Below are 25,191 nucleotides of genomic sequence, written 5' to 3'. Positions count from 1 at the left end.
TTCAGCCGCCATGGACAGCGCGGAGTGCAACTGGCCGTCCATGCGCTGGCCCGGGGCGGTGTGGCCCGGCCTGCCTATTTGCGCAGGGTGGCGAAGGCCAGGCCGCCGGGTAGGGTGCCGGCCCGGTCGACGAGTTCGCCGGCCGGGGACCAGATGCCGGAGCGGCCCGCGTTGTCGCGGTAACCGTCGCCGGTCGGGCCCGCGAAGCTCGCGATGGCCATCCAGATGCCGTACTTGGTGGTGATCCAGCGGGCGCGTTCCTCCTGGACCACCGCGTCGCGTTTCTGGTCGAGTGCGCCCGCGACGTAGGCGTCGATGCCGAGCGCCGCCGTCTCCGCGTGGTGCCGGGGGACGCCGGTGTCCTTGCACAGGGCCAGCCCGAGACGCCAGCCGTCCACATTCCACACCACGTGGTCGGTGCCGGGGACAAAATTGCCGGGTTCGTGGCCGGCCAGGTTGATTTTCCGGTACGCGACCCGGGCCCCGGTACCGTCGACGGCCAGCATGCCCAGGTATCGGCCCGGCACCGGGGCACTCGCCAGGGCCAGGGTGCCGGTCGCGGCGCAGGCCTCGATGAGCGGCGTCAGCCGTGGGTCGTCGGTCTCGACGATCGGTGCGTCCATCTCGTAACCGGTGAGCGAGAGTTCGGGGAAGACCACCACCCGGGCGCCGGCCTGCCGGACCGCCTCCGCGTGGGCGTGGGCGTTGGCCGCCACATCGAGGGCTGTGCACGGGGGCTGGGCCACCGCGAGGGTCAACTCTCTCATCGTGCGCACCTTTCCGGGGTCACCTGCGGTCGCCGACGGGACTGGTGGTGCGGGTCAGGGCCACCGGGTGGGCGACGTGGGCCGCCGGGACCCGGATGGCCTCGACCAGGAAGCGGTGGGCCATCGCGGTGAACTGGCCGTAGGTGCGGATCATCGCATCCATCCGGCGCAGCGCGCGATCGTACTTCTCGAGGCTGAAGTCGCGGATCTGCCAGGGCACCGCCCGCAGGTGGTAGACCACCGCGCCGATGTCCTGGAACGTGAGCGGCAGGCGTTCCTCGCGGACGTCGGTGACCGCGAGCCCGGCGTCGCGCAGGGCCGCCGTCGCGGTCTCGGCGGTCCAGGACCGCGGGTGCGGTGGCGGGGCGCCGAGTTCGGCGTTGAGGTCGGCCAGGTCGTCGCTGCCGACCTGCTGGCTGAGCAGGGTGCCGCCCTTGGTGAGCAGCCGGGCGACGTCCTCGGCGGGCAGCCGGCCGTGCCGGCTGAGCACCACGTCGAACTCTTCCTCGCCACCGGGCAGCTCGGTCAGCACGGAGACCCCGAACGGGGTGAGCCGGTCCCGGGCGACCGCGACGTTCGGCGCCCAGCCCTCCACCGCGACCGTGTGCGCGGGCAGCGGCGCGAGCTCGGCGAGCAGCTCACCGCCGCCGGTGTCGAGGTCGAGCACGCTGCCGGCCCGGCGCACCAGGGGGCGGGCCAGTTCCGGGAACGACCAGGACGGGTCCGAACCGATGGCCCGGCCGTCCCGCCAGGCGAACTCCCAGCCGGTTCTGGGCACTCCTACGGCTTCGCTCACCAGCTGGTCATACTGCCGTCCGGAACCCATGCGGCGACGGTAGCCGGGTCCAGACACCCAGAACGACCTCGTTGCACGACGGTTACCATCCGGTGATGCTGCTGCTACGCGCCAGCACGGATACGACACCCGTCGATGTGATCCCCGTCATTCACAGGCAGAGGCCGGCCAGGATCTCGGCCAGGGCTTCCGGCTTGTGGCGCAGTGTCGCCCGGCCGACGGTGAGCTCGGCGCGGACCACCCGGGGGTCGCCGGTGACCTCCGCGTTCGGCCACACCCACAGGCCGGTCTCCTCGGCGAGACGTTTCGCGTTGGCCCGGAACACCTCCGGTGTCGTCGCGAAGAGCAGGTGCATCATCGGGACCTGGGGTGGGTCCGGGACGACGCTGACCTCGGGCACGTCGCGCAGTGCGTCGGCGATCGCCAGGGCATGCCGCATCCGGGCCGGCATCTCCGCCAGGGTGGCGTCGAGCAGGCCGAGCGCCGACGACGCGGCCGGCCACATCGCGTACAGCGTGCCGCCGAGCCGGGAGCGCCACTCCCGGACCTGGGCGATGTCGTCGTCGGAGCCCGCCACGCAGCACCCGGGCAGCGCTCCCACTCCTTTGTAGAAGGAGACGTAGACGGTGTCGAACAGTGCCGCGACCTCGGCCGGGGAGCGGCCGTAGCCGGCACTGGCCTCCCACAGCCGCGCCCCGTCGAGGTGGGTGGCCGCGCCCCGGTCGCGGGCCCAGCCGGTCTGTGCCACCAGGTCGTCCCAGGTGGGGATCTGCCCGCCGAGGTCGCGTTGCGGCAGTTCGAGCAGCAGCGCGGCGATCGGTTCGGCGACCTTCTCCAGGTCGGCGAGGGTCAGCAGCCGGTCCAGCTCGCCGGTCGAGCGCCCGACCAGCTGGTGCAGCCGCTGGTAGGCCTGCAACTCGTGCCGTTCGAGGTGGGAGTACGGGTGCCAGACCACGGTCCGGGAGGTGCGCCGGTCGGCGTGCACCCGCAGCGTGGCGGGCTGCGCCATGGTGCCGCTGGGCAGGAAGACGGCCGCGGGTTTACCGAGTATCTCGGCGGTCCGCTGTTCCAGCCGGGTGACCACCCCGCCGTCGCCGTACACGTCGGGGTCGGCGTCGGGATCGATCGACGCGATCAGCTCCCGGGTCCGGTCCCGGCCGTTGCCGAGAATGCTGTCGGTGCAAGCGGCCCGCCGGGCCCGAATCTCCTCGTCCACCCGGACAGTCTGGCCTACCTCATCGACGTACGGGCATCAGCAGCGAGTAGCCGTCCGAGTGCCGCAGCGACAGCGGCTTGATCGGCCCGTCGAGTTCCAGCACGAGCTGTCCCGGGCCACCCGCGTCGAGCGCCTGCAACAGGAACTCCCGGTTGACCGCCACGTGTGCCTCCTCGTCGGCCGCCCACTCCGACTCCACCGCGGTGCGCAGGGTGCCGTCCGGGTCGAAGGTCAGGATCGTCACCTCGTACGACTCGCCCTCGTGCTCGCGTCGCACGGACCCGGCGGCGGCCACCGCGGCCCGCAGCGCGGCGGTGTCGACGGGGATCCGCCGGCCCTCGGCGGACCCGAGCCGGTGATGGTCGGGGAACGGCACGTCGAGCGGTTCGGTCTCGATCCGCCCGGCCGGTGTCACCACGCTGATCCTCGCCGGGGTCAGCTCCACGACCGCGGTGCCGGGGCCGGTGAGCAGCGGCCGCAGCGCGTCGGCGAACGGCAGCGGCGCCACCAGCCGCGCCGCCGGCCCGGTGACCTCGCCCGCGGCGCTGCCGGCGGCGAGCCGGAACCGGTCGGTGGCGACGAGGGTCAGCGACCCCGGTTCCACCTCCATCAGGATGCCGTTGAGCATCGGCAGTGCAGGGTCGGCCGACGCGGCGAACCGCACCAGGTCGAGGGCGGCGGCCAGTTCGGCGGCGGGCAGGTTGATCAGGGTCATGGCGGGGCCTTCCAGGTCGGGATCGAGCAGGGCGTGGAGGCGGGCTATCTCGCGCCGGGCGTCGCCGAGCCCGTCCTCGAGCCGGGCCAGATGCTCGTCGAGCAGCTTGCGGACCGCGTCCGGGCGGGGCAGCCCGGCGACCACCCGGGCGATCCCGGCGACCGGCATCCCGACCCGGCGCAGCCCGGCGACCAGCCGGGCCGCCCGGATCTGGGCCGCGCTGTACCGCCGGTAACCGGTGACCGGGTCGACCTCGGCGGGCACCAGCACCCCGGCCGTGTCGTAGTAGCGCAGGGCGCTGACACCCAGGCCGCTGGCCCTGGCTACTTCCCCGATCCCGAGCATCCCGTTCTCCACACCTCAGATCCTGAGGTCTCGACCAGGTCGAGGGTCAAGCCCGGCTCACCGCCGGGTCCTGCCCACCGTCAGAGCTGATTCTCTCCGCCGTCGACGTACATGTTGGCGCCGAGCATGAAGCTGCTGTCCGCGGAGGCGAGGAAGGCCACCGCGGCGGCGACCTCGTCCGGGCGGCCCATCCGGCCGATGGCGAGGGCGGCGCCCTGGCTCGCCTTGAAGCCGGCGGCGTTCTCCGCGCCGACGAGCTCGTCGATCCCGGTGGTGTCGATCGGGCCGGGTGAGATCGCGTTGACCCGGATGCCCCGGCCGCTGAGTTCCTTGGCCCAGGTCCGCGCGAACGACCGGACGGCGGCCTTGGACGCCGCGTAGGCACCGAACGCCGGGGCGCCGTGGTCGGCGGCGGTGGACGCGTTCAGGATCACCGCGGCGCCGTCGTTGAGCAGGGGCAGGGCCTTCTGGACGGTACGCAGCGTGCCCTTGACGTTGACGTCGAAGACGCGGTCGAAGTCCTCCTCGGTGATCTGGTCGATGGTCGCGAACGAGGCGGTGGCGGCGTTGGCGAACAGCACGTCCAGGCCCTGGCCGCGCTCGCGGACCGCGTCGTAGAGCCGGTCCAGGTCGGCCGGGTCGGTGATGTCGCCCGGGATCGCGGTGACCCCGGCACCGATCGTCTCGACAGCCTCGTCCAGCTCGGCCTTGCGCCGGCCGGTGATGAACACGTACGCGCCCTCGGCCACCAGCCGGGCGGCGGTGGCCCGGCCGATGCCCCGGGTGCCCCCGCCGGTGACAACGGCGACCTTGCCCTGCAGTCGATTCATCTCTGACCTCCGGATAGTTCTGTTCTGTTCCGACCGGAACAGAACTCTGGCCGACGATATAGGATCTCTGGCGTGGGGACCAGTCAGAGCGCACCGATCGGCCGGCCGCGAGGCTTCGACGCCGACGCGGCCCTGGAGCGCGCCATGCTCGTCTTCTGGGAGCGGGGCTACGACGGGGTCAGCCTGAGCGACCTGGCCCGGTCCATGGGCATCACGAAGACCAGCTTGTACGCGGCGTTCGGCAACAAGGACGACCTGTTCCGCAAAGCACTGGAGCGCTACGCCGAGGGCCCGGCCGGTTACGGCGCCCAGGCGCTGGAGCAGCCGACCGCCCGGGAGGTGGCCGCCGCCTACCTCGCCGGCTCGCTCGCGGCGACGACCTATCCCGGCAAGCCCGCCGGCTGCCTGGCGGTGCAGGGCTTCGTGGCCGCCGCCCACCTCGACCAGACGCTCCGCGACGCCCTCGCCCACTACCGCGCCGAGGACCGGGCCCGCCTGCGCGACCGGTTCCAGCGGGCGATCGACGAGGGTGACCTGCCCGCGGGCGCTGACCCGGACGTGCTCGCCCGCCACCTCATGACCACCGCGGACGGCATCGCCGTGCAGGCCTCCGGCGGCGCCACCCGCGACGAGATCCAGCTGGTGACCGACGCCATCCTGCGCAGCTGGCCGCCGCTCTGAAACAGCGGGCCTAAACGACCAGGCCCACGGCCAGGACCGCCATGACGGCCGCGATCGAGCCGTCCAGGACCCGCCACGCCAGCGGTTTCTCCAGGACAGGAGCCAGGTGCCGGGCGCCGAACCCGAGCACCCCGAACCACACGGCACTGGCGCCGGCCGCGCCCGCGGCGAAGAGCCAGCGGTGGGTGTGCTGCTGCGCGACCGACCCGAGCAGCAACACGGTGTCCAGATAGACGTGCGGGTTCAGATATGTCAGCGCGAGACACGTCAGCACCGTCGCCCGCAACGTCCGCGGGCCCTGGCCGGTCGTCGTGAGTGCTTGGCGGGACAGGGCCCGTCTCGCGGCCAGTACGGCGTACCCCAGCAGGAAAACGGCCCCGGCCCATCGGATGACGGTGACCGTCGCGGGATGCGCGGCCACCACCGCTCCCAGTCCGGCGATGCCGGCGGTGATCAGCAGCAGATCGGAGATCGCGCAGGTCAGCACCACGGGCAGCAGGTGTTCGCGGCGCAGGCCCTGGCGCAGGACAAAGGCGTTCTGGGAGCCGATGGCGACGATGAGCACGATCGAGGCGGCGAAGCCGGCGAGGGCGGAGGAGAGCACGCCCCGACGCTAGGTCCCGGACCGTGGTGTACTCCAGCTAAAGATTCTTCAGGACCATTAGGAATACTTCATGGATGCCCAGCAGCTGGCGACGTTCCAGGCCGTGATCACCGAGGGCAGCTTCGACGCCGCCGCCCGGGCTTTGCACATCACGCCGTCCGCGGTGAGCCAGCGCATCAAGGCCCTCGAGCAGACCGTCGGCCAGGTCCTGGTCCGCCGGGTCAGACCGGCCGCGCCCACCGACGCCGGCCAGGCCCTGGTGCGCCTCGCCGGGCAGATCGACCTGCTCTCCCGGGAAGCCCTGACCGCGGCCCGGGGGATGCCGGAGGGCGGGCGGACCCGGATCTCGGTGGTGGTGAACGCGGACTCGCTCAGCTGGTTCCTGACCACCCTGCCGGGCCTGCCCGGCGTCAGCTTCGACATCCACCAGGACGACCAGGACCACACCGCGGACATGCTCCGGGCGGGCACGGTCATGGCCGCGGTGACCGCCCAGCACGTCGCGGTCCAGGGCTGCAAGGTGGAGATCCTGGGCGCGAGCAGGTATCACGCGATGGCCGCACCCGGCGTCTTCACCGGCTTCGACACCACGCCGATGGTGGTCCTCAACCGCAAGGACCGGCTGCAGCACCGCTTCCTGAACGACCCGTCCCTGAACCCGCCGATCCACTACATCCCGGCGACCGCCGCGTTCGCCGACGCGGTCCGTCTCGGCCTGGGCTGGGGCATGATCCCCGAACACCAGCTCACCCCGGCCGACCGCGCGGGCGCCCTCATCGACCTCGCCCCGGGCCGCTTCCTGGACGTCCCGCTGTACTGGCAGTACTGGCGCATGGAGTCAGCCACCCTGACCGCCCTCACCACAGCGGTCCGGACCGCGGCAGCCGCGGTTCTGCGCTGATCAGGGGACCAGGACGATCTTGCCGCCGCCGTGCCGGGTCTCGCTCAGCTCGTGGGCCGCCGCCGCCCCGGCCAGCGGGAACGCCGCGGCGACCCGGATCCGCAGCGGGACCTTCGCGGCCACGGCCAGGCTGTCCAGCGCCAGCGGGCCACGCGACATGCGCACGCCGTGTGCCGCCGCGTCCAGGTCGGCGATCGTCACCACCCGGTCCGGGGAGCCGGCGAGAGCGATCAACTCCGGCAGCGTGCCACCCACGCAATCAAAAACCGCCGAGACCACCTTCCCGTACGCCGTGAGCTGACCCCCCAGCGACCGCACGTAATCGTGGTTGTGCGCACTCGCGGTGCCGATGACGGTCGCGCCACGGGCCACCGCGAGCTGCACCGCGACCGACCCCACCCCGCCGCTCGCCCCGTTGATCAGGACGGTGTGCGTGGCGTCGACGCCGAGCAGGTCGAGGACCCGTACCGAGGTCTCGATGCTGCCCGCCGCGCCACCGGCCTGCGCCCAGCTCCAATCGGCCGGTTTCGGCGCCCAGCCGATCAGGACCGCGTGCTCGGCGTTGGCGCCGCGCAGGGCCGGGGAGACCATGCCGAACACCTCGTCGCCGGCGCGGACCCCGGTCACGCCGGCGCCGACCTCGTCGACCACCCCGGCGGCGTCGAAACCGGTCCGGAACGGGAAGTCCACCGGCACCAGGTCGCGCAGCGCGCCGGAGCGGATCCTGGTCTCACCGGTGGAGAGCCCGGTGGCGCGGACGGTGATCCGGACGGTGCCCGGCCCCGCGTGCGGCTCCTCGACGTCGGCGACGTGGATGACGCCCGGGGGCCCGTACTCGCTGAATTGAACGGCTCGCATGGTCGGTGACGGTAGGCGGCGGTCGCGGCCGGGCGGCCGAAATGAGAGCGCGGCCGGCCGGGTGACTCAGATCGAGGCGCGCAGCCGGACCGGCATGGCCATCCGGTGCGTCGCCGGCTCGCCGCTGCCGCTGCCGCTGCCGCTGCCGTCGCCGCTGTTGCCGCCGTCGCCTCGGTCGCCGAGCAGGAGCTCCACGGCCTTCCAGCCGAGCTGGTAATACGGCAGCGAGATGCTGGTCAGCTGCGGGCGTAGCCAGGCGGCCAGGTCCGAGTCGTCGAAGGACAGCACCGCCACGTCGGCCGGGATCTCCCGGCCGGCTTCCTTCAGTGCCTGGTACGCCCCGAATGCCACCCGGTCGTTCAGGCAGACCAGTGCCCGCGGGGCGGTGCCGCGGCGCAGGGCCCGGGCGACCGCGTCGTAGGCCGGCTCCGGCCACCAGTCGCACGCGATGGTGCCGGCGAGCTTGACGCCCGCCGCGGCGAATCCCTCGCGCAGCCCGGCCAGGCGTTCCCGGCCCGCGAAGACCTGCTCGGCCGGGTTGCCGACCAGGTGGATGCCCTCCCGGTAACCGGCCTCGACCAGGGTTTTCGCCGCGGTCCACCCGGCCGCCAGCTCGTCCGGGACGACCGCGTGGTGGGCCGGTCGCGCCGAGCGGGTGAGGCAGTTGAGCAGCACCAGCGGATGGCCCTTGAGCAGTTTCGGCACCCGGACGTAGCGGGTGAACATGCTGGCGTAGACGAACGCGTCGACCTGCCGGTCCAGGAAGTCGGTGATGAGGCGTTCCTCGATGTCCGGGTCGCCCTCGGTCTCCCCGATGAACAGCAGGTGCCCGTGGGCGACGGCGGCCGCGAGACCGCCGTGGATGGCCCGGCCCGCGTACGGGTCGGAGGCCAGCGTGTCGGACAGCAGCGCGACGGTCCTGGTGACCTTGGTGCGCAGACTGCGTGCCATGAGGTTGGGCCGGTAGTCGAGCTCCCGCGCGGCCCGCAGCACCCGCTGCCGGGCGTCCTCCGAGATCCGCATGTCCACGTGGCGTCCGGTGAGGACGAAGGACGCGGTGCTGCGCGAGACACCGGCCCGCTGAGCGACATGCAGCAGGGTGACCCTTGGGGGCATACCCGAAAGTCTTCCACGCACAGTCGGAGATCGACATGTCTTGACGGGCCGCGCAACGGAAGGGATGGTCGGCTAAACCGTTCCAGCCCCGGTGTGGGTACCCGTTGTCGCCCGGGGAACCGCCGGGGCCCCGGTCGCGCCGGGGGTGGGGTCCTGCCCCGCTCCCGGCGTGACGCCGGTCAGGGTCCGCCACAGCAACAGGGTGGCGAGCACGGACCCGGCACCGGCCAGCAGCACCGCCACCGCCGGGGACATGACCTGGGCCAGCGCTCCGGCGACCGCGATGGCGAGGCCCTGCGCGACCATCGTGCCGGTGTTCGCGAGTCCGAGCGCCTGACCGCGCGTCTCGTCCGGCACCGCGTCGAGGAACCGCTGGGCCAGCCCGAGCTGGTAGGAGAAACCGGCCGACGCCACCGCCAGCAGCACCGCGGCCGCGAGCACGCCCGGATGCCAGAGGAACGCCAGCAACGGCACCCCCAGCAGCAGCGCCAGCCAGGGCACCAGCCGCTCCCGCCGGCGCGGTGCCAGAAAACGCGCGACCAGGAATTCCCCGGCCAGCATGCCGAAAGCGGCGGCGCCGAGCAGCACCCCGGCCGACGAGGCACGGTCCAGATCCGATGTGTACGGGACGACGACCCCCTCCGACCCGACCATCAGCGACCCGGGCAGCCACTGGGCCAGCATCAACCGGCGTACCGGCCGGTCGCGCAGCAACGCGCGGTTCACCACCCACGTCTGCCGCACCGCGCCCCGGCCACCCCCGGACCGGGCCGGGCGATCGGCCAGCCCGAACCGCACGACCGCCGCCGAGGCCGCGCACGCGCCCGCGGCCAGCCACAACGCCCCGCCCGGCCCGGCCACGGTCAGCAGCAGCCCGCCGACACCGGCCCCGACCACCTGCATCGCGCCGGCCACCACGGTGAACAGCGAGCGGCCCAGCACGTACGCGTCCCCGTGCAGCAGATCCGCGGTGAGCGCGGTGCGGGCGGCCTGGGCCACCGGGGCGAAACTACCGACCGCGAACACCAGCACCATCGCGGCGACCGGGGGCACCACGCCGAGCGCGAGCACCGCGATCAGGGCCATCCGCACCAGGTCGTACCCGGCCATCAGCCGCCGGGGCCGCCACCGGTCGGCGAGCGACAGGAACAGCGTCCCACCCAGCACCTGGGGCAGGAAACCGGACACGTAGGCGAGTGCGGCGAGCAGGGCCGAGCCGGTTCCGGCGTACACGAGCACCGACAGCGCCAGCATCTTCACGGTCTCGCTGATCAGCAGCATCGAGTAGCTGCCGAGCACGATGCGGAACTCGGCGACCCGGAACAGCTGACGGTAAGTGGTCATGGGGAGAGCATCGTGGCCGCTCCGGCCGTACGGCTAAAGTTTCGGTCGTGAGCGAAACGTGCTGATCCACGTCTCGCCCGCCGACCTCGCCGGCTGCCGGTATGCGATCTCGCCGCTCTTCGAGGTGGAGGGCGCGCTGTTCATGCTGTCCGGGGCGAACCCGGCCGGGGTGCTCGGCCCGTGGGTGAGCCGGATGCGGCCGCGGCTGACCGAGCTGCGCCGCGCCGAACCCGCGATCGGGGCGTTCCTGAGCCTGCTGCGGCGCGAGGACAACGCTGACTTCCTGCACCCGGCGCCGGCCGGGCCCCGCCGCGAGTTCGCCGACGAGCTCGCCGTGGTGCGCGCCACCCCGCTCGACCGGGCCCGCGCCGAGCTGGACCTCAACCTGCGCGGGCACCGCGTCCCGCCGGAGTACGCCCGGCGCATCCTGGCCGCCGACGACGTGGTCGACCGGCTCGCGGACGGGCTGCAGGCCGCCTGGACCACGCTGATCGAACCCGAGTGGCCGCGGTTGCGCGCGGTGCTGGAACGCGACATCGTGCAGCGGGCCGGGCGGATCGCCGCGTACGGGTGGTCCGAGGGCCTCGCCGGGCTGCACCCACGGGTCAGCTGGACGCCGGAGGGCGCGATCGCGATCCGCCACCGCGACACCGGCGAATACCACCTGGTCGGCAACGGCCTGCTGTTCGTCCCATCGGTGTTCGGCAACCTGGCCATCACCACCGACCCGTCCCGGCCGATGTCGATCACGTACCGGGCCCGGGGCGTGGCCGACATGCCCGCCGACGGTGGCGACCTCGCACCGCTGATCGGCGCGAAACGGGCCACGATCCTGCGGATGCTGACCGTGCCGGCGACCACCAGCCACCTCGCCGCCCAGCTCGGCATGAGCCTGGGCGGGATCAGCGGCCACCTGTCCGTCCTGCGGCAGGCGGGCCTGATCTCCCGCACCCGGACCGGCCGCGCGGTCCTCTATGCGACCACCCCGCGCGGCGACGCGCTGCTCTAATCGCCGAGCAGGTCCCACTTGTTGCCGGCGATGTCGACGAACACCACGACGCGGCCGTAGGGCTCGCTGCGCGGGCCGTCGACGATCTCCACCCCGGCCGCGCGCAGCCGGGCCAGGCTCGCGTCGAAGTCGTCGGTCTGCAGGAAGAAGCCGACCCGGCCACCCGCCTGCGCACCGATTGCGGCCTGCTGCCGCTCACCCTCGGCGCGGGCGAGCAGCACCCCGGTCCGCGCACCCGGCGGGCGCACCACGACCCAGCGCTTGCCGTCCGGCCGGGGAGTGTCCTCGACCAGCTCGAAGCCGAGCACGTCGGTGTAGAACGCGATCGCCGGGTCGTACTCCCCGACGAGGACCGCCACCAGACCGACGTGCATCAGTCGTTGGCGTGCAGCGCGGTGTTGAGCTCGATGCCGGTGCCCTTGCGGGGCCGGGCCTCGAGCGCACCGGTGATCGAGTTGCGCCAGAACAGCAGCCCGTTGACGCCGGACAGCTCCTTGGCCTTCACCACGCGGCCGTCCGGCAGCGTCAGCTTGGCGCCCCCGGTGATGTAGCAGCCCGCCTCGACCACGCAGTCGTCGCCGAGCGAGATGCCGATGCCGGCGTTCGCCCCGAGCAGGCTGCGCTCGCCGATCGACACCTTGTCCTTGCCGCCGCCCGAGAGCGTGCCCATGATCGACGACCCGGCGCCCACGTCGGAGCCGTCCCCGACCACGACGCCCTGCACGATCCGGCCCTCGACCATCGACGTGCCCAGCGTGCCGGCGTTGAAGTTGCAGAAGCCCTCGTGCATGACCGTGGTGCCGCTGGCCAGATGCGCGCCCAGGCGGACCCGGTCGGCGTCGGCGATCCGCACGCCGGAGGGCACCACGTAGTCGGTCATCCGCGGGAACTTGTCCACGCCGAAGACGGCCAGGTGCCGGCCGGCGGCCCGCTCGATCAGCCGCAGCTCGTCCACCCGGTCGGCCGGGCACGGGCCGGCGGACGTCCAGGCCACGTTCGCGAGCATGCCGAAGATGCCGTCGAGGTTCTGCTCGTTCGGCTTCACCAGGCGGTGCGACAGCAGGTGCAGGCGCAGGTAGGCGTCCGAGGAGTCCTTGATCGGATCGGCCAGCGACCCGATCTCGACACGCACCTCGACGGTCGACAACCCGGCCAGCGACCGCGGCCCGGTCAGCCCGGCCGGCAGCGTCGGCGCCTCGGCCGGAACCTCCCCGAGGCCCAGGAACCCGGTGGGATACCAGGTGTCGAGGACCGTCCCGTCGGAGGTCACGGTGGCGAGGCCGATGCCCCAGGCGGCGGAGGTGGAGATCGCGGTACTCACGTTCGCAGACATTACTAGGGTGCATCTGGCGGATCACGGCGAGCCGAGACGTGGTCCAGCTTTCGCGTCGCAAGTGGGCCGGGCACGGAGGTACCGGTGTTGTACCTGCGTGTTCGGACCGCGCCGCGAGGCGGAAGCTGGGCCTCGTCGCAGGCCGCAGTGATCCGCCAGATACACCCTAGGCCCGCGGCAGCTGGACGGAGGTAGGAGAGCTGTCCAGGAAGTCCTTTTCGCTCACCCAATACGTATATCCCCACGGGTTGTAGACCTGGAGCTGGTCGCCGCTGTGCCCGATCACCAGCAGCTGATGGTCGGCTGTGACGAAGGGCACCGGATACCCGTCGTCGACCGCCCGCGCGATGTCCGCCAGCACCCCCGCCGCGTCGTCCACGGTGCGATACCCCCGGCCCGTCGCCGCCCCGATCTCCTCGTCGGCGGCCTCGCGTCCCTGCTCCGGAGTCATCCCGTCGAACCCGAGCGCGTCCTGCACCCAGCTCCGCCCGCCGTCGTACACCCGCAGCTGCTCCGCACGCAGCCGGCCCGGGAAATCCTCGAGCGTCACGCTCAGCGCGTAGATCGGATCGAGCTCGGCGCGCGCCGTCACCAGCGACGACGCGACACAGGTCGGCAACGGCCCCTGCTCCCACGGCGTCGGCGCCCACCGGCCACCGACCGGGCCGGCATCCGGGTCCAACGGGCTCAGGTGGCGGTCCAGCCAGCCCGGATCATGCGCGTACGGCGCGATCGCCGCGTCGAAGACAGCCACGTCGGCGGCGCTGTGCCCGGCGGCGAACGCCTTCACCAGATAGGCCCGGTGCTCGGTCGATTTCGCACCGGCCAGCAGCATTTGCATGTCCCGATCGGCCGCCACCCGATCAGCCATCGCCGGGGTCAGCACGTCGACACTGGTGAGCACGACATCGTCGACCGGCGTCAGGATCCGGAGCCGATGCGCGCGAGCCCGCGCCGCCGCGTCATGCAGGCCCGCCGTCAGCTCCCCGGCCTGCTCCTGGACGGCCGCATGGGCACTCACCCGCAGGTCGACCCCTTGGGTCGGCGCCTCATGCAGCAGGGCCTGACCGGCCAGGTCCCGCCCGGTCGCGCTTCCCAACCCGTCCGCGTACGCGGTGAGCAGCGCGGAGACCTCCCGGACAGCGACCACGGCCCGGGCCACTTCATCAGCCATCGCCCGTACGGCGTCAGCGGCCTCGTTGTGAGCGTCACCGACCCAGACCCCGGCCATGTCCGCCTGATCGACCCCGTGCAACGTCTCCAGGGCCAGCTCCAACGCCGCCGCCGCGTCCCGCCACCCCAGTGCGAGCACCGCGGCGCCGTCCGGACTCCCCCCGAACGTCGCGACATCAGCCGCCGCCCGCGCCCCCGCACCCCAGCCCCCACCGGCCGCCTGGATCTGCTTCTGCAGCGAGAGCAGCCGCTCCAGCCCGTTCACCGCGGCCCCCTGCCCTCTCCCGGCCGCGTCCTGCCTTCTTCCGGCCGCTTGTGCGCCTGGTCGATTCGGTCCTCGGCGCCCAGGTCGGCCTCCTCGTAGTCGTCGGCGGCCTGTGCCAGGGCCCCGGCGAGCTGGGCCACCGCCTCCTGGGCGACCCGCAGCTCGGCCTGCCAGCTCGCGGCGACCTCGCGGTAGGGACCGGGTGTGGCGTAATCGTCGAACGTGGTGTCGATCGCCACGTCCGCCCCGGCCCGGGCGATCCGCCCCGCCGCCACCGCAATCTGATCTTGTACCTGGTCACGCAGCCGGTCCGCGACCGCCCGCAGCTCCGAGACATCGACCTTCATGATCGCCCTTTCCGCGTCGGACCCCACCCGTGAAGGTAGCTCGCGCGAGCACCCCGTCCCGGTTCATGTTCGGGCGGTAATGTGCGGCGCATGGCGAACCCGCTTACCCCTGACGTGCTCGTCGACCCGGTGGTGCTCACCCGCACCCTGGTCGACATCGAGTCCGTCTCGCGCGACGAGAAGGTCATCGCCGACTGCGTCGAAGATGTGCTCCGGCAGACCCCGCACCTGAGCACCGAACGCCACGGCAACACCGTGATGGCCCGCACCGATCTGGGCCGGGAGCAACGCGTCGTGCTCGCCGGCCACCTCGACACGGTGCCGTTGAACGACAACTTCCCGTCGACCGTCGTCGACGACCTGATCTACGGCTGCGGCACCGCCGACATGAAGTCCGGCGTCGCCCTCGCGCTGCACCTGGCCGCGACGCTGCCCGACCCCTGCTACGACCTGACGTTCCTGTTCTACGAGGCCGAGGAGATCGACTCGAGGTACAACGGGCTGCGGCTGGTCGGCGAGGCCCGTCCCGACTGGTTGCGGGCCGACTTCGCGGTGCTGCTCGAACCCACGTACGGCGTGGTCGAGGCCGGTTGCCAGGGCACCATGAGCGCGGTCGTGCGCACCCACGGGCGCCGGGCGCACACCGCCCGGTCCTGGCGCGGGGTGAACGCGATCCATGCCGCGGGCGAGATCCTGCAACGCCTCGAGGACTACCGGCCCCGCCGGGTCACCATCGACGGATGCAAGTACCGCGAAGGACTCAGCGCGGTGAAGATCTCCGGCGGGGTGGCCGGCAACGTGGTGCCGGACGAGTGCGCGATCGAGGTCAACCTGCGGTTCGCGCCGGACCGTACCGAGAAGGAAGCGCTCGCCCACCTCCAGGACGTCTTCAACGGCTTCGACCTGGAGGTCATCGACTCCGCGCCCGGTGCCCTGCCCGGCCTGTCCGCGGCGCCGGCCCGGGATTTCCTCATCGCGGTCGGCGAGGAACCGGCGGCCAAACTCGGCTGGACCGACGTGTCCCGCTTCGCCGCCATGGGTATCCCGGCCCTCAACTACGGACCCGGCGACCCACGGCTGGCCCACGCGCCCGACGAACACGTCGAGATCGGCAAGATCCGTGATGGCGCCGCCACGCTGCATCGGTGGCTGGCGACGTACTAGGGTCTGCTTTGGAAGTGGAACCGGGCTGCGGCGAGGCCCAGCCGCCGTCTGGCCGCACGCCGAAATCGCTCGGATACAACACCGGTATCCGTACAATTCCGGCGCACACTCAGACGACACCTGGACCGCGCCTCGCCTCGGCCCCACTTCCAAAGCAGACCCTAGATCGGTTGTTCGGGTCTGGGGATCTCGACCGTGACCTCCGGATCGAACGCCGGATCGGCCGGGACCGGGGGCTGGGCGAGCGCCATCCGGCGTTCCTCGACCACCATGCGGATGCGCCGCTGCATGCGGCGCTGGGCTTTCATTCGCTCGTACCGGGTCATCACGGTGGCTCCTTCGCCCTGATGCCCGGCCGAGGCCGGACGCCGTGCATGCCGTGCGGGTTCGTAACTGTACAGACGTTGTAGAGCTACCGTCCGTTGCTTCAATCTGGCAAAAACCCCGCGACGTCGCAATCGTCTTGCGGAAACCCCACCGGATAGTTCACCGCCCAAGACCGTCAGCACTACCGTTGGTGCCATGACGGACAGCACTGACGACCGGGCTCGCGTACCCCAGGAGCGTCATCGCGGCGCCGTCACCCTGCGGCGGGAATCGATCCCACCGACCACGGCCGACGAGAAACTCCTCGATTCGGACCACCGCGGCGAGTGGAAGACCAAGGACGCCTGGCGGGCGCTGCGCATCCTGTCCGAGTTCGTCGAGGGCTTCGACACCCTGGCCGACCTGCCCCCGGCGGTCAGCGTCTTCGGCTCGGCCCGCAGCGCCCCGGACAGCCCCGAGTGCGAGATGGCGGCCGACCTGGGCGCGGCCCTCGCCGAAGCCGGCTACGCGGTGATCACCGGCGGCGGCCCCGGCGTCATGGAAGCCGCCAACCGCGGCGCGACCGAGGCCGGCGGCATGTCGGTCGGCCTCGGCATCGAGCTCCCGTTCGAGCAGGGCCTCAACGACTGGGTCGACATCGGCATCGACTTCCGCTACTTCTTCGTCCGCAAGACCATGTTCGTCAAGTACGCCCAGGCGTTCGTGGTCCTGCCCGGCGGCTTCGGCACCCTCGACGAGCTGTTCGAGGCACTCACCCTGGTCCAGACCCGCAAGGTGACCCGCTTCCCGGTCGTCCTGATGGGCGTCGAATACTGGGGTGGGCTACTCGCCTGGATCAAGGACCGCCTGCTCGCCGACGGCAAGGTGGGCCCGGACGACCTGGAGCTGATCATGCTGACCGACGACGTCGAGGAAGCCGTGCGGTACATCGTGGAGGCCGACAAGGCCCTGGCCGGCAACGGAACCCACTGACATGGCGGCCATCTGCGTCTTCTGCGCCTCCTCCACCCGCCTCGACCAGGGCCACCTCGACCTGGCCACCGCCGTGGGCAAGGCCCTGGGCCCGCGCGGCCACACCCTGGTCTCCGGCGGCGGCTGCGTCGGCATGATGGGAGCGGTCGCCGACGGGGCCCGGGCCGGCGGAGCCCACACCCTCGGCGTGATCCCCCAATCGCTGGTGGACCTGGAGGTGGCCGACACCGCCTCCGACGAACTCCTCGTCACCACCGACATGGGCGCCCGCAAGAACATCATGATCGAGCGCTCCGACGCCTTCATCACCATCCCCGGCGGCCTCGGCACCCTCGACGAACTCTTCGAGGTCTGGACCACAGCCACCCTCGGCCTGCACCGCAAACCGATCGTGGTCCTCGACCCGGAAGGCTTCTACTCCGGCCTCTGGACCTGGCTCAGCACCATCACCGACGCCGGCTTCGTCCGCCCGGCCGCCCTGGCCCAGGTAACCCTGGTCACCTCCATCGACGCCGCCCTGGACCACATCGAGGCCACCCTCAACCCCTGACAACCACTCAGAGCGATGGGTACGTGACTAGGTGATCCCCGGGCGGGGCTTGCTGGGATCTTGTCGTACGTGCGTGGTCTGATTGGTGCCGTGACCTCGACTCCCGCTGCCGTTCACCGGCCGGCCCACCGGCTGGTTCGCCGGCCTGTGCCGGTGGCGGACGGGCTCCGGGACGATCCGCTGCAACGCTATGTGATCGAGCACACCGCCGGGCCGTTGCTGGTTGTCGGTGGGCCCGGCACCGGGAAGACGACCACGCTGGTCGAGGCGGTCGCGGCCCGGGTCGCGTCCGGGGCCGACCCGGAACGGGTGCTGATCCTGACCTTCGGGCGCCGGGGGGCGGCGGCGCTGCGCGACCGGATCGAGGCCCGGATCGCCGGGCCCACCTTCCACGAGCCTCTGGTACGCACGTTCCACGCGTACGCGTTCGGCCTGTTACGCCGCGCCGCGGCCGAGCGGGGTGAGCCCTCGCCGCGCCTGCTGACCGGCCCCGAGCAGGATCTCATCATCCGCGAGCTGCTGGAGGTCGTGGGGGACGAGACCGCCCGCGACACCGTGAGCTGGCCCGAGTCACTGCGCCCGGCGCTGCCCACCCGGGCGTTCGCCCAACAGCTCCGCGACCTCATGCAGCGAGCAGCCGAACGCGGAGTCGGCCCGGTCGAGCTGGCCCGGCTCGGCGAACAACTGGGCCGCGACGACTGGCCGGCGGCGGCCCGATTCCTCCGGGAGTACGTCGCGGTCCTTGCTCTGCGTGACGTCACCACCCGCGGTTCCACGGCCTACGACCCGGCGGAACTCGTCCGCGCGGCCACCGGCCTGCTCCTCGACGACCCCGACCTGCTCGAGGACGAACGCCGCCGCCTGGAGTACGTCTACGTCGACGAACTGGCGGACACCGACCCGGCCCAGATCGAACTGTTGTCGCTGCTGGCCGGCGGTGGTAAACCTCTGGTGGCATTCGGCGACCCGGACTCCTCGATCTACGGCTTCCGAGGCGCGGACCCGGAATCGGTGGACGGCTTCCCGGCCCGTTTCCGAACCGCCTCCGGAGCCCTGGCCGAGTCGATCACTCTCCACACCAGCTACCGAGTGTCACCAGGCCTCCTGAGTTCCACCGCCCGCATCGCCCGCCGCATGCGCGGCCGCATGAAGCACCGAGCCCTCCACCCACCGGACTCCGCTGAGGTGGGCGGTTCTCCAGGCCCCAGTCAGAAAGCGGGCGATTCCTCCGGCTTGGAGGAAAACGGTGGAAATATCCCGACGTCCGCGCTCGGCGACGTGGAACCGGCTGCCGAGGCCGCAACCCCGCCGGTCGGCCCAGCTGTTGTCCGGACATTCCGATCACCGACCAGTGAGACCGCTTTTGTCGCTCATGCGCTGCGGGAGGCGCACCTTCTGCATGGGGTTCCGTGGTCCCGGATGGCCGTTGTCCTGCGGTCGACCAGCCTGCAACTGCCCTCGCTGCAGAGAGGGCTGATCGCGGCCGGGGTGCCGACCGTCGCCTATGCCGAAGACCTCCCGCTGCACCTTCAACCGGCTGTTGCTCCCTTCCTTCTCCTGCTGCGTTGTGCGCTCGAGCCCGATGTCCTCGACGAGGAGACCGCCGTCGCGCTGGTGCATTCGTCGTTGGGTGGGGCCGACCCGCTGGCCGAGCGGCGGCTCCGGCAGGGGCTGCGGGCGCTCGCTCTGGCCGGCGGGGATCGGCGGCCTTCCGGGGAACTGCTGGTCGACGCGTTGCGGGAGCCGGCTGGGCTGGAGGCGGTGGATCGGCGGTGGGCTGTACCCGCGCAGAACGTCGCTCGGTTGATCAGCGTCGCGAAGCAGGCCGCCGGGGTGCCGGGGGCTACCGCCGAGCAGGTTCTCTGGGCGGTCTGGCAGGAGAGCGGGCTGGCCGAACGGTGGTATTCGCTCAGCACCGGCGGCACCCCCGTTGAACCCGGCAGCAGTGAGGGCGGCCGGGCGCGGCAGTGGCGGGCCGAGGCGGCGGATCGGGATCTGGACGCGATGGTGGTGCTTTTCGATGCCGCCGCGCGGTTCGTGGATCGGCTGCCGGGCGCCCGTACCGAAGTGTTTCTCGATCATGTGCTGGGTCAGGATCTTCCGGCCGACTCGATCGCGCCCAGCGCGGACCGGGGGGAGGCCGTGCGGCTGCTGACCGCGCATGCCGCCAAGGGGCTCGAGTGGGATGTCGTGGTGCTGGCCGGGGTGCAGGAGGGCATCTGGCCCGACCTGCGTCTGCGGGGCAGCCTGCTCGGTTCGGAACGCCTGGTCGACGTGCTGGCGGGGCGGCCGGCTTCCGGGACCGCGGCGGTGGTCGGCCAGACGTCGGCGCTGCTCGATGAGGAGCGGCGGCTGTTCTATGTGGCGGCGACCCGGGCGCGGCGCCGGCTGATCGTGACCGCGGTGGCGTCGGCGGGTGTGGGTGGCGCCGAGGGGGAGGAGCAGCCCAGCCGGTTCCTGACCGAGCTGGGGCTGCCCGACCGGCGTGGCGGGGGCGACCCGCCGCGGCCTCCCGAGCCCGATCCGGACGATCCCGGCCCGACCGAACCCGACGGCCCGCACGACCCCGGCCCGCACGACCCCGGCCCGCACGACCCCGGCCCGCACGACCCCGGCCCGCACGATCCCGGCCCGCGCGACCCCGACCTGCACAATCCCGGCCCGCGCGACCCTGACCTGCACGACCCCGGCCCGGACGACGACGCTGGGGACGAGATCGACACGCCGAAGGACGACACGCCGACGCCGCCGGACAGGGAAGGCGGTGACGGCGATGGCGGGGTGGAGGACGAGTTCTCGGTTCCGGTGGGGCGGCCTCCGCGGGCGCTCACCTTGGCGGCGCTGGTCGCCGAGCTGCGTACCGTCGTGGTTGCGGTTGACAGCAGTCCTGCCCGGCGGCATGCCGCCGCTGTCGAGCTGGCCGGACTCGCGAAGGCCGGCGTTCCCGGTGCCCATCCTGACGAGTGGTGGGGGTTGCGGGCACTGTCCGACGACCGGCCGTTGGTCGCCGACGGCGAGCCGGTCAAAGTGACGCCGTCCTCGATGGAGAGCGCGCTTCGCTGCAGCCTGCGCTGGCTGCTGGAACGCCATGGTGGCGCGCCACCGGCCGGGGCCGCTCAGGGGGTCGGCAACCTGGTGCATGCCGCCGCGATGCTGGCCGAGGACGCGAACGCCGACCGGGAGCAGCTGGTCGAGTATGTCTCCGCGCGGTTCGACGCGATCGAGCTGGCCGCGCGCTGGCTGGCCGGGCCGGAGCAGGAGCGGGCCCAGGGGATGGTCGACAAGCTGTTGCGGTGGCTGGCGAAGAATCCGCGGCGGCTGCTGGCCATCGAGCACGAGTTCACCGTGCGGCTCGACGACCCGAGCCGGCCGATCCAGCTCACCGGCCGGGTCGATCGGCTGGAGGTGGACGAGCAGGGGCGGCTGGTCGTCATCGACCTGAAGACCGGCAAGTCCACGACCGTGACCGGCAGTGAGGTCGAGGAGCATGCCCAGCTGGCCGGATACCAGGCCGCCGTGGACGCCGGCGCGTTCGACTCGTTGACGGAGCGGGCGGAGCGGGCCGAGAGCGGGGGCGCCGCGTTGGTGCAGCTCGGTCCGAGCAAGGAGGCCCGGGAGCAGATGCAACTTCCGCTTTCCGAGGCCGAGGACCCGCAATGGGCGTACGCGATGGTCCGGCGCACGGCTGACACGATGGCCGCGGCGACGTTCTCGGCGGTGGCCAACTCGAAGTGCCGGGTGTGCCCGGTGCGGACGAGCTGCCCGATCACCGGCCAGGGCCGGCAGGTGGTCGAGCCGTGACCCAACCTTCCCTTTTCGCCGACGTCACCCCGAAACCGCGCCGGCGGGCCGATCTGGGCCCCCGATACACGCCGGTGGAGCTGGCAAAGCTGTTGCGGCTGCACACGCCGACCGCCGAGCAGGCCGCGATCATCGCCGCCCCGGTGGAGCCGGTGCTGGTGGTGGCCGGGGCCGGGTCGGGCAAGACGGAGACCATGGCCTCGCGGGTGGTCTGGCTGGTCGCCAACGGTTACGCCCACCCGGACGAGATCCTCGGACTGACGTTCACCCGCAAGGCCGCGGGGGAGCTGGCTCATCGCGTACGGATGCGTCTCGGCCAGTTGGTTCGCCGCCTCGGCCGGGATGCCGCGTTCGCGGGGGAGCCGACCGTGGCCACGTATCACTCGTATGCGGCGCGGGTGGTGACCGAGCACGGGCTCCGCGCCGGGTACGAGCCGTCCGCGCGGCTGCTGACCGAGGCCGCCCGGTGGCAGATCGTGGACTCGATCGTGCGGTCGTACACCGGGGAGATGACCGGTCTGAACCGGGCGCCCAGCACGGTGACCGACGATGTGCTCGCGTTGTCCGGGGAGCTCGCCGAGCATCTCGTGTCGCCGGACGACCTGGCCGCGTGGACCGGCCGGTTCTTCGCCGAGGTGCAGTCGTTGCCGGGCCGGGTCTACAAGGATGTCTCGGACGCGTTGCTGCGCCAGCGGCACCGGCTCACCCTGCTTCCGTTGGTGCGCCTCTACGACCAGCGCAAACTCGACATCGAGGCGATGGACTTCGGCGATCAGATGGCCCGGGCCGCGCGGGTCGCCCGGGATCATCCGGCGGTCGGGGTGATCGAGCGGAGCCGCTTCAAGATCGTGTTGCTGGACGAGTACCAGGACACCAGTCACGCGCAGGTCGTGCTGCTCAACGCGCTGTTCGGCGGCGGGCACCCGGTGACCGCGGTCGGTGACCCGTGCCAGTCGATCTACGGCTGGCGGGGGGCGTCGGCGGGCACCCTGGACCGGTTCCCGGGCGAGTTCACCGGGCCGGGCGGGCGGGACGCGGGGGTGCTCAACCTGACCCGCAGCTGGCGGAACCGCCCCGAGATCCTCCAGGTCGCGAACACCCTGTCCCGGCCGTTGCGCGCGGCCGGCGCCCGCGTCGCGGAGCTCATCCCGGCCCAGCGGGTGGCCGATCGGGTCGGGGGCCGCACGGTTTCCTGCGCACTGCTGCACACGTACGGGGATGAAGCCGCGTGGATCGCCGACTCCATGCTCGGCGCGTGGCGTTCGGCGGCCGGGCTCCCGGACGCGGCGGCTGGTGACATCCCGCTGGACAAGCGCCCGACCAGTGCCGTGCTCGTGCGGGTCCGCAGCCAGATCCCGGCGATCGAGGAAGCGCTGCGCGCGCGGGGCCTCCCGGTCGAGGTGGTCGGGCTGGGCGGTCTGCTCGACACCCCGGAGGTACGCGACGTGGTGTGCACCCTGCGCGTGCTCGCCGACCCGACCGACGGGGCGTCGCTGTTGCGGCTGCTCACCGGTGCCCGCTGGCGGATCGGCCCGCGTGACCTGGTGGCGCTGCACCGGCGGTCCCGGGCGATCGCGGCGGCCCGGGTCGCGGGCACCACCAGCGACATCGGCCCGGCCGAGGAGGTCGTCGGCGACCGGCTCGACGACGCCACCCTGGTCGAGGCGATGGCCGACCTCGGGGTGGCCCAGCAGTACTCGCAGGAGGGCTATCCACGGCTGAAGGCGTTCGGCCGGGAGCTCGCCGAGTTGCGGCACCGCCTGGACCAGCCGCTGCCCGACCTGGTCGCCGACATCGAGCGGACCATCAGCCTGGACGTCGAGGTGGCGGTCCGCGGCTGGGGTGCGGGCGACGCCGGCCTGGCCCGCGGCCACCTGGACGCGCTCGGTGACGTGGCGTCCCGGTATTCCGGCGAGACCGATGGTGGCACCCTGGCCGGTTTCCTGGCGTTCCTGGTCGCGGCCGAGGAGGAGGAGCGTGGCCTCAGCCCGGGCCAGGTCGACGTGGTCGAGGGTGCGGTCCAGATCCTCACCGCCCACGCGGCCAAGGGCCTCGAGTGGGACGTCGTGTCGGTGGCCGGGCTGGCCAAGAACGTCTGGCCGGGCCTGACCCGGGGTTCCGACAACTTCCTGGGCGGGATGGGGGTGCTCCCGTTCCCGTTGCGCGGTGACGCCGACGGTCTCCCGGTGCTCGACCTCGACGAGGCGGTCGACCAGAAGGACGTGGCCGCGGCGGTGACGGCGTTCGGCCGGGCCTGGCGTGAGCACGACGAGCGGGAGGAACGCCGGCTCGTCTATGTGGCGGTCACCCGTCCCCGTCGTCTGCTGCTGGCCTCCGGTTACTGGTGGGGCGACGGCGTGAAGCGCCCCCGCGGCCCGTCCCCGTTCCTGGCGGAGATCCGCGCGGCGTGCGACGAGGGCGCCGGTGTGGTCGACCATTGGGCCGGCGAGCCGGCCGCCGACGCGGTCAACCCGAGCGCGGAGCTGGTGGCGTCCGCGGAGTGGCCGTCCGACCCGCTCGGCGGTCGTCGCCCCGCGATGGCGGCCGCGGCCGACCTGATCCGGCGCATGATCGTCGCCCCGGACCCGGAGACCGCCGCCGCATTCGCTGATTTGGCCGATTCTGATCAGGAGGTCGGTGCCCGTGCGGGCCTGGCGGCCGATCTGGCCGGCCTGGCCGGGTCCGGTGTGGACGAGGCTTCCGTTGTGCCGCCTTCCACTCCTTCTGTGTCTTCCAGCGAAGATGGTCAAATAGCTCAATTGGTCGACAATGCGACTCCGGGAGGAATAGGTCATCTCGCCCAGCCCGGCGTGTCGCTTCCATCGGGCGTGTCGGACCCGGACATCGCGCGCTGGCGTCAGGAGGCCGCTCTGCTGCTCGCCGAGCGCGCGGAGCGGGCCCGGCACGACGGCCCCCTCGAGGTCGCCGTGCCCCCGCACCTCAGCGTCTCCCAGCTGGTGGTGCTCCGCCGGGACCCGCAGCTGCTGGCCCGTTCGCTGCGCCGCCCGATGCCCCGCCGCCCGGCCCCGCACGCCCGTCGCGGCACCGCGTTCCACTCGTGGCTGGAGCAGCGCTACGGCGCCGTCCGCCTGCTCGACCTGGACGAGCTTCCCGGTGCGGCCGACGACGACGCGGCCCAGGACGAGGAGCTGGTCGCCCTGCAGCAGGCGTTCCTCGCTGGCGAGTGGGCCGGGCGCACCCCGGTCGAGGTCGAGGTGCCGTTCGCGACCACCCTCGCCGGGGTCGTCCTGCGCGGACGGATGGACGCGGTCTTCGCCGAACCCGGGAACCGTTACGACGTCATCGACTGGAAGACCGGTCGCCGGCCGGTCGATGCTGATGCCGACGCTGCCACGGTGCAACTCGCGGCGTACCGGATGGCCTGGGCGGCCCTGGCCGGTGTCCCGGTGGAGCGGGTCCGGGCGGGCTTCCACTACGTCCGCGAGGGCGTCACCGTGCGCCCGGCCGATCTGCTGGACGCGGACGGTCTCGCGGAGCTGATCGCCGCGCTACCCGAGGCCGGCGGCGGCCAGGAGATGCAGTAGCGCTGCCGCGTACGCGTCCTCGGCGGTTTCTCCGGAAAAAGTCTGCTCCTCGTCCATCAGGGTGATGTCGACGGCCCAGCGTTCGTCCTCGCGGCGCAGGGCCCGGAACGTGCCGCCCAGGAGCTCCCGCAACTGGTCCTCGCGGGGCAGCCAGAGTGCCTCGTCGAACTCCACGTCGTCCATCGCCCACTCGGTGGTGCCGTTGAAGCCGAGCACCTGCCCCTCCGGCCGGGTGTGGACCTCGATCGTCATGTTGCTCAATACGAAGACGTCCTCGTCAAGGCCCCGATCGGGGATGGCGAAACGGTCTCCGGGGGCCGGTTTCCAGGCCAGTCCGGCAGCGCTCAGTCGCTGTGCCACGAACACTCCGATCACCTTCCGATCGCCTTCTCTCGTGCTAGGCTGCCAGCGTTGTGTCAGTTTGGTTCCCAAGTACTCAGGAGCGCCTGTGGGGAAGTCTGCCCCAGGCGCTCTTTGTCGTAACCCGGGTTTCTCCGGTACGGGCGATCAGTACGGCGACACGAGACCCGCG

At 72.2% G+C, this 25,191-nt stretch carries 23 protein-coding genes; 8 read left to right on the top strand and 15 right to left on the bottom strand.

Annotated elements, in window-relative coordinates; translation table 11 throughout:
• Window positions 1–74: 74 nt before the first annotated feature.
• The 5 genes from ACIA6A_RS06290 to ACIA6A_RS06270 form a co-directional block, all read right to left on the bottom strand.
• Window positions 75–767 (bottom strand): carbon-nitrogen hydrolase family protein, encoded by a 693-nt coding sequence (locus tag ACIA6A_RS06290; RefSeq protein ID WP_396096300.1) that lies wholly within the window; start codon window positions 765–767, stop codon window positions 75–77.
• 19 nt (window positions 768–786) lie between these two features.
• Entirely contained in the window at window positions 787–1,593 is an 807-nt protein-coding gene (locus ACIA6A_RS06285) for a class I SAM-dependent methyltransferase (RefSeq protein ID WP_396096299.1), read from the bottom strand.
• 121 nt (window positions 1,594–1,714) lie between these two features.
• Window positions 1,715–2,779, bottom strand: coding sequence for a threonine aldolase family protein (locus ACIA6A_RS06280; protein ID WP_396096298.1), 1,065 nt, complete (start codon window positions 2,777–2,779; stop codon window positions 1,715–1,717).
• 19 nt (window positions 2,780–2,798) lie between these two features.
• Window positions 2,799–3,839: a MerR family transcriptional regulator gene (locus tag ACIA6A_RS06275; RefSeq protein ID WP_396096475.1), complete on the bottom strand. Its 1,041-nt coding sequence runs from the start codon at window positions 3,837–3,839 to the stop codon at window positions 2,799–2,801.
• Window positions 3,840–3,919: 80 nt separating this feature from the next.
• Entirely contained in the window at window positions 3,920–4,669 is a 750-nt protein-coding gene (locus tag ACIA6A_RS06270) for an SDR family oxidoreductase (protein ID WP_396096297.1), read from the bottom strand.
• 72 nt (window positions 4,670–4,741) lie between these two features.
• Here ACIA6A_RS06270 and ACIA6A_RS06265 point away from each other — a divergent pair, with 72 nt between their 5' ends.
• Window positions 4,742–5,350, top strand: a complete 609-nt coding sequence (locus tag ACIA6A_RS06265; RefSeq protein WP_396096296.1) for a TetR/AcrR family transcriptional regulator — start codon at window positions 4,742–4,744, stop codon at window positions 5,348–5,350.
• A gap of 10 nt (window positions 5,351–5,360) precedes the next feature.
• On the opposite strand, the gene ACIA6A_RS06260 is transcribed toward ACIA6A_RS06265, so the two are convergent.
• Entirely contained in the window at window positions 5,361–5,954 is a 594-nt protein-coding gene (locus ACIA6A_RS06260) for a LysE/ArgO family amino acid transporter (protein ID WP_396096295.1), read from the bottom strand.
• A gap of 70 nt (window positions 5,955–6,024) precedes the next feature.
• On the opposite strand from ACIA6A_RS06260, the gene ACIA6A_RS06255 reads away from it, so the two are divergent.
• Window positions 6,025–6,855: an ArgP/LysG family DNA-binding transcriptional regulator gene (locus ACIA6A_RS06255; RefSeq protein WP_396096294.1), complete on the top strand. Its 831-nt coding sequence runs from the start codon at window positions 6,025–6,027 to the stop codon at window positions 6,853–6,855.
• On the opposite strand, the gene ACIA6A_RS06250 is transcribed toward ACIA6A_RS06255, so the two are convergent.
• From ACIA6A_RS06250 to ACIA6A_RS06240, 3 genes are all read right to left on the bottom strand, one after another.
• Window positions 6,856–7,713 (bottom strand): NADP-dependent oxidoreductase, encoded by an 858-nt coding sequence (locus ACIA6A_RS06250; RefSeq protein ID WP_396096293.1) that lies wholly within the window; start codon window positions 7,711–7,713, stop codon window positions 6,856–6,858.
• 66 nt (window positions 7,714–7,779) lie between these two features.
• Window positions 7,780–8,829, bottom strand: coding sequence for a LacI family DNA-binding transcriptional regulator (locus ACIA6A_RS06245; protein WP_396096292.1), 1,050 nt, complete (start codon window positions 8,827–8,829; stop codon window positions 7,780–7,782).
• A 72-nt stretch (window positions 8,830–8,901) separates the two neighbouring features.
• Window positions 8,902–10,173 carry an MFS transporter gene (locus ACIA6A_RS06240; RefSeq protein ID WP_396096291.1) on the bottom strand — a complete coding sequence of 424 codons (1,272 nt, stop codon included), beginning with the start codon at window positions 10,171–10,173 and terminating at the stop codon, window positions 8,902–8,904.
• Between the two features lie 58 nt (window positions 10,174–10,231).
• Here ACIA6A_RS06240 and ACIA6A_RS06235 point away from each other — a divergent pair, with 58 nt between their 5' ends.
• On the top strand, window positions 10,232–11,182 hold the full coding sequence (locus ACIA6A_RS06235; protein ID WP_396096290.1) for an ArsR family transcriptional regulator: 951 nt from the start codon (window positions 10,232–10,234) through the stop codon (window positions 11,180–11,182).
• Here ACIA6A_RS06235 and ACIA6A_RS06230 read toward each other — a convergent pair.
• From ACIA6A_RS06230 to ACIA6A_RS06215, 4 genes are all read right to left on the bottom strand, one after another.
• Complete coding sequence (locus ACIA6A_RS06230; protein ID WP_396096289.1) at window positions 11,179–11,556, bottom strand: VOC family protein; 378 nt, start codon at window positions 11,554–11,556, stop codon at window positions 11,179–11,181. The genes ACIA6A_RS06235 and ACIA6A_RS06230 overlap by 4 nt on opposite strands.
• Window positions 11,556–12,515: a 2,3,4,5-tetrahydropyridine-2,6-dicarboxylate N-succinyltransferase gene (gene dapD / locus ACIA6A_RS06225; protein WP_396096288.1), complete on the bottom strand. Its 960-nt coding sequence runs from the start codon at window positions 12,513–12,515 to the stop codon at window positions 11,556–11,558. Before dapD ends, ACIA6A_RS06230 begins: the two co-directional genes overlap by 1 nt.
• Before the next feature lie 166 nt (window positions 12,516–12,681).
• Complete coding sequence (locus ACIA6A_RS06220; RefSeq protein WP_396096287.1) at window positions 12,682–13,953, bottom strand: hypothetical protein; 1,272 nt, start codon at window positions 13,951–13,953, stop codon at window positions 12,682–12,684.
• A complete protein-coding gene (locus tag ACIA6A_RS06215) occupies window positions 13,950–14,300 on the bottom strand; it encodes a hypothetical protein (protein ID WP_396096286.1) in 351 nt (116 codons plus the stop codon). Before ACIA6A_RS06215 ends, ACIA6A_RS06220 begins: the two co-directional genes overlap by 4 nt.
• A gap of 90 nt (window positions 14,301–14,390) precedes the next feature.
• Between ACIA6A_RS06215 and dapE the strand changes: the two genes are divergently transcribed.
• Window positions 14,391–15,464, top strand: coding sequence for a succinyl-diaminopimelate desuccinylase (gene dapE / locus ACIA6A_RS06210; RefSeq protein WP_396096285.1), 1,074 nt, complete (start codon window positions 14,391–14,393; stop codon window positions 15,462–15,464).
• 161 nt (window positions 15,465–15,625) lie between these two features.
• Here the strand turns inward: dapE and ACIA6A_RS06205 are convergent, their stop codons facing one another.
• Window positions 15,626–15,790, bottom strand: coding sequence for a hypothetical protein (locus tag ACIA6A_RS06205; protein WP_396096284.1), 165 nt, complete (start codon window positions 15,788–15,790; stop codon window positions 15,626–15,628).
• A 196-nt stretch (window positions 15,791–15,986) separates the two neighbouring features.
• On the opposite strand from ACIA6A_RS06205, the gene ACIA6A_RS06200 reads away from it, so the two are divergent.
• From ACIA6A_RS06200 to ACIA6A_RS06185, 4 genes are all read left to right on the top strand, one after another.
• Window positions 15,987–16,763 (top strand): TIGR00730 family Rossman fold protein, encoded by a 777-nt coding sequence (locus ACIA6A_RS06200; RefSeq protein WP_396096283.1) that lies wholly within the window; start codon window positions 15,987–15,989, stop codon window positions 16,761–16,763.
• A 1-nt stretch (window position 16,764) separates the two neighbouring features.
• Window positions 16,765–17,313: a TIGR00730 family Rossman fold protein gene (locus ACIA6A_RS06195; protein ID WP_396096282.1), complete on the top strand. Its 549-nt coding sequence runs from the start codon at window positions 16,765–16,767 to the stop codon at window positions 17,311–17,313.
• A 147-nt stretch (window positions 17,314–17,460) separates the two neighbouring features.
• A complete protein-coding gene (locus ACIA6A_RS06190) occupies window positions 17,461–21,114 on the top strand; it encodes an ATP-dependent helicase (protein WP_396096281.1) in 3,654 nt (1,217 codons plus the stop codon).
• On the top strand, window positions 21,111–24,659 hold the full coding sequence (locus ACIA6A_RS06185) for a UvrD-helicase domain-containing protein (protein WP_396096280.1): 3,549 nt from the start codon (window positions 21,111–21,113) through the stop codon (window positions 24,657–24,659). The genes ACIA6A_RS06190 and ACIA6A_RS06185 overlap by 4 nt, the downstream gene beginning before the upstream one ends.
• Here ACIA6A_RS06185 and ACIA6A_RS06180 read toward each other — a convergent pair.
• Entirely contained in the window at window positions 24,624–25,019 is a 396-nt protein-coding gene (locus tag ACIA6A_RS06180; protein ID WP_396096279.1) for a pilus assembly protein CpaE, read from the bottom strand. The genes ACIA6A_RS06185 and ACIA6A_RS06180 overlap by 36 nt on opposite strands.
• Between the last annotated feature and the right edge of the window lie 172 nt (window positions 25,020–25,191).

It is taken from the genome of Actinoplanes sp. NPDC051494 (assembly GCF_044454705.1).
GTDB lineage: Bacteria > Actinomycetota > Actinomycetes > Mycobacteriales > Micromonosporaceae > Actinoplanes.
The sequence above is the reverse complement of the archived record's forward strand: the minus strand, read 5'-3'. Positions and strand labels throughout refer to the sequence as shown.